The organism is Pseudolactococcus laudensis (genome assembly GCF_013449735.1).
GTDB lineage: Bacteria > Bacillota > Bacilli > Lactobacillales > Streptococcaceae > Pseudolactococcus > Pseudolactococcus laudensis.
Genome location: NZ_JACBNY010000033.1, coordinates 1 through 10,806, shown reverse-complemented (window position 1 = coordinate 10,806; position 10,806 = coordinate 1). Strand labels below are relative to the sequence as shown.

Here is a 10,806-nt window from a genome sequence, read left to right as displayed (position 1 = left end):
AAATTTTTATATTTAAAAAACTAAAGAATACTAAAAGTAAACCTTATACGAGAGATTTATTTGGTCGTGACTAAACAACAATTCTGGAGGAAAAATTGGAACGAAAAAAAAAGAGTAAAAAGAGTATTTGAAAAGGTAAGTGCTTAAAATAAATAGATTAAAATTCTACGTTTGTTACTCTAAAAACTTGACTTAACGTCATAAAAAAATTTGCTAAAAATTTGGAGCAAGGTATTATAAAAATTTTAATTAAAATTTTTATATTTAAAAAACTAAAGAATACTAAAAGTAAACCTTATACGAGAGATTTATTTGGTCGTGACTAAACAACAATTCTGGAGGAAAAATTGGAACGAAAAAAAAAGAGTAAAAAGAGTATCGGGGTGATAATTATACCTATCTTAATTTTTATTACCCTTATAGGAGCAGGGGCTTATGCCTTACGAGATTCACTTATTCCTACTGAACATACGAAAACAAATAGTTCGGATCAACCGACCAAAACTTCGGTTTCTAACGGTTACGTGGAGCAAAAAGGTGAAGAAGCTGCTGTGGGTAGTATAGCACTTGTAGATGACGCTGGAGTACCAGAATGGGTTAAAGTTCCCTCAAAGGTAAATCTAGATAAATTTACTGATTTATCTACGAATAATATCACTATTTATCGAATTAACAATCCGGAAGTCTTAAAAACAGTTACCGATCGTACGGATCAACGGATGAAAATGTCAGAAGTTATAGCTAAGTATCCTAATACTTTGATTATGAATGCTTCCGCTTTTGATATGCAGACAGGACAAGTAGCTGGATTTCAAATTAATAATGGAAAGTTGATTCAAGACTGGAGCCCAGGTACAACGACTCAATATGCTTTTGTTATTAACAAAGATGGTTCGTGCAAAATTTATGATTCAAGTACAACTGCTTCAATTATTATTAAAAACGGAGGGCAACAAGCCTATGATTTTGGTACTGCAATTATCCGTGATGGTAAAATTCAACCAAGTGATGGCTCAGTAGATTGGAAGATCCATATTTTTATTGCGAATGATAAAGATAATAATCTCTATGCTATTTTGAGTGATACAAATGCAGGTTATGATAATATAATGAAATTAGTGTCAAATTTGAAGCTCCAAAATATGTTATTACTTGATAGTGGTGGTTCAAGTCAACTATCTGTCAATGGTAAAACGATTGTTGCTAGTCAAGATGATCGAGCCGTACCGGATTATATTGTGATGAAATAAAAATAAAAGAACCTCTTGGTTCTTTTATTTTAGAGATTTTTCAAAAAGGGTTTTGACTGAGTCTAATTCTGTTTGAGAAACGACCTTAGCTCCATTTTCATCTGTTGTATGTAGATTGAGCTTGCTGGTATTCTTTAGAGCCTTACTGTAGCTCATAACGATCGTTTTAGCATCATTGAAACTTATATTGGTTTTAACAGTGTTTGAAAAAGCATAGAGAATTTCTCGATAGTAATTGAAACTTTCAAGTTTTTTCATATGAGCAATTTTTTTAATATTTACGTAGAGTTCCATTGAGACATTTTGAATCCGAGTGATTGAAGCATCCAAATCAGTATCGTCAATTTGTGTCATATAGGCTTGGACTTGATCAGCAGTTTGTAAATTAACAGTTCCTTGTTTAAACTCATAACCTTCAGCATTGAATGCCTTTGGATTTTGCATGGTGATTCCACCAGTGGCCTGTACAAGTGATCCCATTTTATTAACATCGATCTGAATTACTTTGTTAATGGACGCATTCAATAGGTCTTTAACCATCTGGAAAATTCCATCATCTCCATTCGTATTGTAAACTTCAGTGATTGTTTTTTGATTAGGCATTGTCGCAAAAACTGGGAAGTTCATGAAAGTAGTTTGATTTGTCTTTACATTCGTTGAAGCTAAAACAGTAGCATAAGCTGAATTTTTAGAATTATTTTTACCAGTTGCAATGATAAGTGTGGTGAATGTTTTAGATTTTTTTAAGTCAATACTTGTTGTTTTAGGGAAATTTTCATATGATGTTGAAAAGGTTGATTCAACATTTCTATAAGCTACGTAGGCTATAGAAGCAACAGAAATAATTACTAATACAAAAATAATTGAAATAACTTTTAGTACTGTGTATTTTTTCTTACGATAATGACGCCTCTTTTTTTGATTCATGGTATCCCCCTATACATATTATATACCTTAAATTATACCATATTTAATGATGTTATCCTTAAATCTTAGAGTCACTATTGTATAATTTAGACAAAGGACAAAAACATGCAAAAACGTTATCGCAAACCCAAAACTGTTGTGACGGTTGATCAAAAACCCAATCTGATTAGACACTTGCATGATTTGATCGGTGTTTGGCAAACAGATATCACTTATATTCAGTTGACTAATCACAGATGGGTCTATTTAGCGACCGTTTTGGATCCTGAGAAGATAAAAGTATTGGGCTATAAAATTGGAGATACAATGACAGCCGAGCTACCCACAAGTGCCTTACAGATGGCGTTAGATAAGCATCGAAAGCCACTCATTATTCATTCAGATATGGGGTCACAATACACGAGTGCTGAGTTTAATATTAAATGCCAAAATTATGGCTTGAAACATTCATATTCACTCAAAGGCCATCCGTACGATAATGACCGTATGGAAGCGTTTCATTCAATATTGAAGCGTGAAGAGGTGTATCTGAAGGCATACCAAACATTAACTGAAGTCCAAGCAGCCATTGGTTGGTATATCAATTTTTATAATCGAAATCGTATCTCAAATGTTGCCTAAGTAACTGAATAAAAATAGTCCAATTTATTTACTTCTGAGCAAATTTAGTTGTAGTGTTCATCACGCCCGTTTATTTTTCTAATCAATACACCCAAAAGTTCTTTAAACTCCGCCCTTTTAAAGTTAAATAGGTAATAACTAAGACTAGTCACACCAAATACCAACAGTATACTTAGTATGAAAAGTTCCATGTCATTTAAATGAAAAATTGTAATGGTATGTGTCAAAAAATAAACTATAATAAGATTTATCGTTATTTCTAGAATGACTTTAAAATATTTTTTATAAAAAATATAAACACTTTTTCTAAAACCATAACGGAATACAACATAGGCTTCGTATGTCGTAGCCACGAAAAAACTCGTAAATGCAGAAGCAATCAAAATACCCTCGATCCCCATCTTAAAAAAAGCCAAAAATATTATAGACAAAGATAAATTCACTGCGGCCTCCAGAAATGGTTTAATGCGCTGTTCATAGGCTAGCCCATAAGCATCAATGAATACCAATCCTGTAAGTCTAAGAGAATTAATAACAAAAATTTCTACCATTATAATTAGGATATAGTTTGGCATTACAAACTTATCCCCTATCCACAACTTAATGAAGTATGGAAGGCTGCCTAGGATAAATGCAGAAGCGAAAAAAGCCATCGTATACGTCATAAATTGATGTTTGAAAAATAGCTTTGTTCGACTTTCATAATCTTTATTTACGGCTGCAATGTTCCCGATTGTCGAGGTCATGGCATTTGCAATGGTAAACATCACAGATTGAATCGAAGAAATTACAAGTTGATAATTACTATACAATCCAACAGTGATCAAATTTAAAAACATCGCAATTAGGATATTAACAGTTCCATTTACCGCAACATCGCCAACTTTATTGGCAAAAGTTCCGATAACGTTCTTTTTCAGTTTTTGGATGACATCTTTTGGGACTTTTGAGGATTTTATATTCTCAAATTTCCAATAATATTTTCTTCTCACAATAATTGTTAATACAACGTTTCCAATTACTGTAAAAAATACCTGCAAAACCAAGTAGACCGAGTAATTCTTCCACAAAAATAAAGTGGTGATTTGTAGTAGCATTGTTGCCAAATAGGTCAAAAAATCAACTGTTGATACGATATAATTGCACTCGTTTGCGATAATTAAAGACCTATTGTAAGTCAACAAATAACTTACCACACTATTGAATAGCAAAATACAATAATAAACCGTCAAATTTTTTATCGGTTTACCAGCTATTAGTGGCAAAAAGGGTATTAAGGTGATTCCTATAACTAATACAATTCCTGCCAAAATACGATAAATTGTTTGATATAGTCTCATCATGGATCTCACAACAGCCCAGTCTCCAACAGAAATTGGATGATAGAGAGAATATACTATTGCATTACCAACACCCATTTCAGCCAATGAAAGCGTAACTAATACGCTTGTTAACAAGCCATTTAAGCCTAAAAATTCAGTTCCAAGAACATGGATAAAAATTGTTCGCGAGATAAATCCAAGTATAATTTTTAAAACTGCACTAACACCACTCACTCCCATGTTTAGAACAGCATAGTGCAGATGTGATTTGTTTGTCATGTATCTTATCCAATTCTCTTTCATAAGTAACCAAGTGCTTCTTGTCTAGTTTACTATTTCTAATCAGCGCATATTAATAATTCTATAGATATGCTCAACTTCAGCAGGATAATATATAATCACGGCTTGAAGTAAATATGAGGCAATGAAGATTATTGAGCTGAAGGAAAATCCTTGTTCTCTTTCAAGTTTTTTATGAAATTCAGAGTGCTCAATTTTCCAAACGTAAATAATTTCAGCAAAGACGAATTAATTACGCATAATTCGAGTGTAGTCCCATTGTATTGTCACCAAAGGAATAACTAACAAACCCACAATAGAAAACAGCAAAAGTGCTTTCAAAATTTTTTTAAATTTTTCTGTAACTCTATTCCAAGAGAAACTATTTTTGTAACCATTAATACAAACATTGTAATCGCAATCCAAAATAAAAATATCTGCCAAAAACGCTGAACATAAATTCCACCAACTCGATCTACCAAAACTTCACGATTTGTTATACTGGCAGTATATTGTGAAATAAAATTAATAAATTTAGTTGACAATGATGTAAAGTATAATAAAAATCCGAATATCCAACTGAATACTATCATAAACGGTACTAACTTGACAATTTTTGATACCTTAAAAAAAGATAAGGGAATGACAGCAAAAAAATCCATGCACCAGAGTGAAATAAGGTTGCAAGGTACAAGATAAACATCCCATAACTCTTTGGTAAAATACCGTTCCGTGTAACATATATCGAAGAATAGAGTACTAAACTAAATATAATGAAGTTTTTAAACTGTATAAAATCAATCAAAAATGGAAAAGGTAACCACAATAATACAAATAAACTCAGATTTTGAATATATCTTTGAACACAATAGCCCATGAGTGCTAGGACAAAAAAAACCACTAAAAACTTAAATTGTAGGAAGGAAAAACCATGAATTAAGAACCAATGACTAACCTGTGAGTATCCATATTCAACCCCCCCCCATTGTCATTATAGTAGGAAGAATAATATACTATCGTGTCCTGAACCGTATCCATAGGTATATAGACAATAAATAAGACCGATGTAAGTATACTAAAAAACCTAGCCACTTATTCTTTTTATAAATCAATACCGCAATGAGATTCAAAATCCAAATAAATATAAATAAGATTAAAAATTATATTCACTTCCAGTGTTTACCTTTTACCAGTCTGTAAAGTTTATATCCAACATAAGAAGACAAAACATACATTTTTACATACATTTTTATCCGTTTAGTATGTCTTTTTTCTATTGAAATATAATCTTTAAATACTTTTTTTCTGATTGGATTTAATTCATTATACAATTTTTTCGAATCTGGAAAAGAAGCTAATGTTGTCATAACTGATCTACCAACTACTGCTCCCAATTCCCGAATTTTATACTGATCATAAAAATCTAATAAGTCATATGTTACAAAAATGGCGTCCGAAAAGAATTTTTCCGGGTGATTACTCATAATAGACCCAGAGCGTTGCCTATATCTATACAATCTTAGGGAAATAACAACAATGTTTTTACTAAAGTAAAAAACTTTCGGCGTAAAATTGGTATCTTCAAATTTTTTTCCAACAGAAAATAGTAAATCGTGTTTTTCAATCACAGAGCGTTTTGTTACAAATGACCATGCAGTTGTTGGTATCTCACCTTTAGACAATGCAGTTAATATTTGCTCACTTGTACACAAATCTTTTTGACGATAAATACTTCCATGCCCATAATTACTGTACAAAGCATTTCCAAATTCATCAATGCTACTATAATCAAAGATAAGTGTATCCGGTTGACTGTATTTATAGCAACTAGTCAAAATTGTCTCCACAAAATTGATTTCTATTTCATCATCTGAATCCAAAAAAAAGATATATTCTCCAGTTGCATTAAGTATACCGATATTCCTGGCTGAAGATAAACCCTGATTAACTTGTTGTAACAACTTGAACGAAAATTCTTGTTCACTGCCTGCCATTATTTCTTTCAAAATTTGCATGCTTTCATCAGTTGATCCGTCATCAATAAAAATAACCTCAAAATTCTTGTTCGTTTGTTTCACTAGAGAATTTACTAAACTACCAATATACTTCTCAACATTGTATATTGGAACAATAATTGATATTAATGGATTCATCTCTTTATTCTACTCCTAATTATATAAAATCATATTCTAACAGTTCCTGTTAAACTCCAGTATTTTGGTCTGTACTTGATAAGTTAATAATTATCACGGGATGTTATCAACTAGTATAAGCTATTTTATGCTTGATTAGTCTGCCACCCAGAAAATCATTGTACATAGCTATTCACACACAAAAAAGTTACATTTTTTAAATTTTCAATGTAATGTGACATTTACTAAACAAAAAATTCATTAAAACACTCTATTGTTATAAATTATACATGCTATTTATACAATTATAGATTGCCAATGACGGTTCTGTTGCAAAGTTTTCCAAAAAATCTATTTTAGTGTAAAATTGAGAAAAAAGACAGAGAGGACAGAGTAATGAATCATTTTAAAGGCAAACAATTCCAAAAAGACGTCATTATTGTCACTGTTGGTTACTACCTGCGTTACAATCTAAGCTATCGTGAAGTTCAGGAATTGTTATATGATCGTGGAATAAATGTTTGTCATACTACGATTTATCGTTGGGTGCAAGAGTACAGCAAAGTCTTCTATTATCTTTGGAAGAAGAAAAATAGACAATCCTTACTGTGAAGTATCTTAACAATTTAATAGAACAAGACCATCGACCTATTAAACGACGAAATAAATTTTATCAAAGTCTCCGTACAGCCTCTTCCACGATTAAGGGCATGGAGACCATTCGAGGAATATATAAAAAGAACCGAAGAAATGGAACGCTCTTCGGCTTTTCGGTGTCTACTGAAATCAAGGTATTAATGGGAATACCAGCCTAAGATATTTGGAGTTCAGAGAGGGCGCGTTTAATTTTCAAACTTCGCAACAGAACCATAAATTCATTTTAGCTTAAATTTGAAAAAAAAGATAGTTAGAACTGGACTAAATTCAAATAAATGGATACAAAATGGAATACATCTTCTTAGGTCAACCCGAATTGCTAGTTAATTTCATTGGAAAATAAATAAGTCGTGCTATCCTAATCTTAAACCACTAAGCATTAGAAAGCGCACGACTTATATGACTTATAATAGCACACTTCCAAAAGTTTTTGTTTATTTACTGACAACCATTGAGACGCTTTATCAAACGAGTGTTCCCCTTTGAGGTTCAAAACCGAAAGAACGTCCATCTCGCAACATCTGACTTTTTAGTGATTACTTGTTACCTATGGGGCGTACTGCATTTTAGTGAAACACTTAAAGCAAAGCACCAATTGGCTCAAAGTCTATTCCCTAATTTCCTAGAATATTCTCACTTTGTCCGCGGTTGTAATGCCCTCTTACCGAGTATCCAAGTCATTCGCCAAGCACTCGTCTTTAAAGAGGTTGAAGGGATTGATGTGTCTATTATTGACAGCTTTCCCATTCCTTTGTGTCAGCCTATTCGTAAATTCAAAAGCAAAGTTCTTGGAGATTATGCAAATGTTGGCTACAATGCTACAAAGGGACAGTACTTCTATGGATGTAAATGTCATGCTTTAGTCAGTGAATCAGGCTATGTCATAGACTACACAATTACTCCTGCTTCAATGGCTGATAGTTCAATGACCGAGGAAGTGTTGAGTCAATTTGGGACACCAACAGTCCTTGGAGATATGGGATATTTAGGTCAGTCACTGCATGATAGGCTGGAATTAAAAGGAACTGATCTAATTACACCTGTCAGGAAGAACATGAAGCAAAAGAAAATCCTTTTCCCTAATTTTTCAAAACGTAGAAAAGTGATTGAGCGAGTTTTCTCTTTTTTGACAAATCTAGGAGCTGAGCGTTGTAAAAGTCGTTCGCCTCAAGGTTTTCAATTGAAATTAGAGATGATACTTTTAGCGTATTCTTTACTGTTAAAATCAGCTAAGTCACTGGAACCAGAGACTTTAAGATATTCTATCGGGTATCAAGTCATGGCTAAATAATCAACTAGCAATTCGGGTTTAAATAAACATTTTATTTGTTTATTTAATTATTTATTTATGTTATAATAGATATAGGGTAGATTGTAAAATTAATCCGAACGCTGTTCGGACAAAAAAGATCAGCTTCCTTTAAAATGGTGTTTACCACAAACCCATCTTTTAGGAGCTGATCTTTTGTCTAGTATAACCTATTCCGAACGAATTAAAATCGAAACCTTTTGTGAACTAGGGCTATCCAATATCCAAATGGGCGTTCGGCTGAACCGATCACCGTCAACAATTTCTTATGAATTATCTCGATGTCAACCTTATCAGGCTGAATTAGCACAAACAGATGCCGAATACAAGCGATCACGATGTGGTCGGAAAACTAAGCTGAGCGATGAGTTAAAGCAAAAAATTCTCAACCATTTACGTCTAAGCTGGTCACCAGGAATGATTGCTCACGAATTTAAACTAGCTACTAAATCTATTTATAATTGGCTAAATCAGGGGAGAATTGGTTTCTCCTTGAATGATCTACCTGAACATGGCGTAACGTTGACCAACGATCCAAATATAATCAATCTTTGGGGCGATCAATTGAACAGCGTCCCATGATGATTAATCAACGTAATCGCATCGGCGATTTTGAACTAGATACAGTCGTTGGTCCTCATGGGCATAGTAAGGCAGTTTTATTAACTTTAATCGATCGCAAATCACGGTTCCTTTGGGCATACCGGTTAAAAGATCGGACGACAGCGACTGTTAATGAAGCACTAACTAAGTTCCTAACCACTTTTAATGGTCCGGTGCACAGCTTTACTGTGGACCGTGGCACTGAGTTTAGTGGGCTAGTATCACTTGAATCACAATATGGTATTAAGACCTATTACTGCCATGCTTATACTCCAGCAGAACGTGGTAGTAATGAACGTTTTAATCGGAATATACGTTATTTTTATCCTAAAGGGACTCGTTTTGAGCACATTAGTGCTCAAGATTTAACGACAACGTTACTCCAAATTAACCAGCGACCGCTTAAAATACTCGACTGGCAAACACCGTATCAGGTTATGCTGACAAATTTGTCCAAAAATTCGGATTAAATTTGCAATCTACCAAATAAGGAGATAAAAATGTTTAGATTACCAATGTTGGCAAAATTAGTTATTGTGAATACAGGATACAGAATTTTTAAAGTTTATATGAGAATTACAAATAAGACTCCTAAGGTTATAAATGGTGATGATACTGTAAAGTATATCGTAACTCATAAATGTTCTGTGGCTAGATTTGGAGATGGAGAATTTTTGTGGATCTTTCAGGAAAGAGCAGAAGGAGATTTCGAAAAAAATTCTTCAAAATTATCTAAAAAATTACTTCAAGTGCTAAATTCTGAAAATGATAATTTAATATTGTGCATTCCTGATGTGTTTAAAACGCTAAAGGGCACCAAAAAAACGGCCCGTGTTTATTGGGAAACATTTTTAACAAAAAGAGGGTACCGTGTTTTGAATTTATTAAGTAATTCAAAAAAATATTTTGATACTCAATTTACTCGACCTTATATCGATTATAATTATAATTCACGCAATTTTGAAAACAAATTTGAAAGTTTAAAAAAAATATGGTTTAACCGTAATGTTCTTATTGTGGAGGGGGAAAAAACACGTTTTGGTGTTGCAAGTGATTTATTAGATGGAGCTAAAAGCGTTCGAAGAATTATTTGTCCTAGTAAGAATGCTTTTGAAAGATATACTCAAATTTTAAATAACGTACGCAGGCAAGCCACACTTATCAATGATGCATTAGTATTAGTTTCGCTAGGACCCACAGCAACGGTTCTAGCTTTCGACTTATCTGAAATGGGCATACAAACAGTTGATATCGGTCATTTAGATGTTGAATATAATTGGTATAAAATGAAAGCTAAAGAAAAGATATCTGTGCCGGGAAAGTATGTCAATGAATCTAAAGTACAATTTATAGAAATCGATGATGGATTAATTTTACAAAAATACTATAAACAAATAATAAAGGTAGTTAAATAATTAATTATTCATAATATTAAGCTATCAGATGCTTATTTTATTATAATTCTTTATAAGAGGTGTAAGAAATGAACAATAATAAATATATTTTAGATATGAAATCGAGAAAAGATTCAAATGATGCAATGTTTAAGCCTAAAAATGACATTGCAAAAGTATTAAATGGTTCTGTTGCGAAGTTTGAAAATCAAACGCGCCCTCTCTGAACTCCAAATATCTTAGGCTGTTATTCCCATTAATACCTTGATTTCAGTAGACACCGAAAAGCCGAAGAGCGTTCCATTTCTTCGG

Annotated in this window: 8 protein-coding genes and 4 pseudogenes; 7 read left to right on the top strand and 5 right to left on the bottom strand. The window is 32.8% G+C overall.

The window, feature by feature from the left end:
- The first annotated feature begins 347 nt into the window (after nt 1-347).
- Nucleotides 348-1,250, top strand: a complete 903-nt coding sequence (locus HZR21_RS10680) for a phosphodiester glycosidase family protein (protein WP_180747616.1) — start codon at nt 348-350, stop codon at nt 1,248-1,250.
- 24 nt (nt 1,251-1,274) lie between these two features.
- Here the strand turns inward: HZR21_RS10680 and HZR21_RS10675 are convergent, their stop codons facing one another.
- A complete protein-coding gene (locus HZR21_RS10675; RefSeq protein ID WP_180747615.1) occupies nt 1,275-2,177 on the bottom strand; it encodes an LCP family glycopolymer transferase in 903 nt (300 codons plus the stop codon).
- A 105-nt stretch (nt 2,178-2,282) separates the two neighbouring features.
- On the opposite strand from HZR21_RS10675, the gene HZR21_RS10670 reads away from it, so the two are divergent.
- Nucleotides 2,283-2,798: a DDE-type integrase/transposase/recombinase gene (locus HZR21_RS10670; protein WP_180747614.1), complete on the top strand. Its 516-nt coding sequence runs from the start codon at nt 2,283-2,285 to the stop codon at nt 2,796-2,798.
- A gap of 44 nt (nt 2,799-2,842) precedes the next feature.
- On the opposite strand, the gene HZR21_RS10665 is transcribed toward HZR21_RS10670, so the two are convergent.
- The 3 genes from HZR21_RS10665 to HZR21_RS10650 form a co-directional block, all read right to left on the bottom strand.
- Nucleotides 2,843-4,399: a lipopolysaccharide biosynthesis protein gene (locus tag HZR21_RS10665; protein WP_180747613.1), complete on the bottom strand. Its 1,557-nt coding sequence runs from the start codon at nt 4,397-4,399 to the stop codon at nt 2,843-2,845.
- 338 nt (nt 4,400-4,737) lie between these two features.
- Complete coding sequence (locus tag HZR21_RS10660; protein WP_180747612.1) at nt 4,738-4,944, bottom strand: hypothetical protein; 207 nt, start codon at nt 4,942-4,944, stop codon at nt 4,738-4,740.
- A 621-nt stretch (nt 4,945-5,565) separates the two neighbouring features.
- Nucleotides 5,566-6,552 (bottom strand): glycosyltransferase, encoded by a 987-nt coding sequence (locus HZR21_RS10650; protein ID WP_180747611.1) that lies wholly within the window; start codon nt 6,550-6,552, stop codon nt 5,566-5,568.
- Between the two features lie 375 nt (nt 6,553-6,927).
- Between HZR21_RS10650 and HZR21_RS10645 the strand changes: the two are divergent.
- The 5 genes and pseudogenes from HZR21_RS10645 (at nt 6,928) to HZR21_RS10625 (ending at nt 10,721) form a co-directional block, all read left to right on the top strand.
- Nucleotides 6,928-7,346: pseudogene (locus tag HZR21_RS10645) on the top strand (DDE-type integrase/transposase/recombinase).
- Nucleotides 7,347-7,587: 241 nt separating this feature from the next.
- Nucleotides 7,588-8,479: pseudogene (locus HZR21_RS10640) on the top strand (IS982 family transposase).
- A 174-nt stretch (nt 8,480-8,653) separates the two neighbouring features.
- Nucleotides 8,654-9,570: pseudogene (locus HZR21_RS10635) on the top strand (IS30 family transposase).
- A 30-nt stretch (nt 9,571-9,600) separates the two neighbouring features.
- A complete protein-coding gene (locus tag HZR21_RS10630) occupies nt 9,601-10,515 on the top strand; it encodes a GT-D fold domain-containing glycosyltransferase (protein ID WP_180747609.1) in 915 nt (304 codons plus the stop codon).
- Nucleotides 10,516-10,583: 68 nt separating this feature from the next.
- Nucleotides 10,584-10,721, top strand: a complete 138-nt coding sequence (locus HZR21_RS10625; RefSeq protein ID WP_180747608.1) for a hypothetical protein — start codon at nt 10,584-10,586, stop codon at nt 10,719-10,721.
- A 12-nt stretch (nt 10,722-10,733) separates the two neighbouring features.
- Here HZR21_RS10625 and HZR21_RS10620 read toward each other — a convergent pair.
- A pseudogene (locus HZR21_RS10620) lies at nt 10,734-10,806 on the bottom strand (IS6 family transposase); the annotation flags it as partial.

What these genes read in the sequence shown, in the direction of transcription:
- HZR21_RS10675 (WP_180747615.1), bottom strand. Translation starts at nt 2,177, where the DNA reads ATGAATCAAAAAAAGAGGCGTCATTATCGTAAGAAAAAATACACAGTA.
- HZR21_RS10670 (WP_180747614.1), top strand. Translation starts at nt 2,283, where the DNA reads ATGCAAAAACGTTATCGCAAACCCAAAACTGTTGTGACGGTTGATCAA.
- HZR21_RS10665 (WP_180747613.1), bottom strand. Translation starts at nt 4,399, where the DNA reads ATGACAAACAAATCACATCTGCACTATGCTGTTCTAAACATGGGAGTG.
- HZR21_RS10650 (WP_180747611.1), bottom strand. Translation starts at nt 6,552, where the DNA reads ATGAATCCATTAATATCAATTATTGTTCCAATATACAATGTTGAGAAG.
- HZR21_RS10630 (WP_180747609.1), top strand. Translation starts at nt 9,601, where the DNA reads ATGTTTAGATTACCAATGTTGGCAAAATTAGTTATTGTGAATACAGGA.
- HZR21_RS10625 (WP_180747608.1), top strand. Translation starts at nt 10,584, where the DNA reads ATGAACAATAATAAATATATTTTAGATATGAAATCGAGAAAAGATTCA.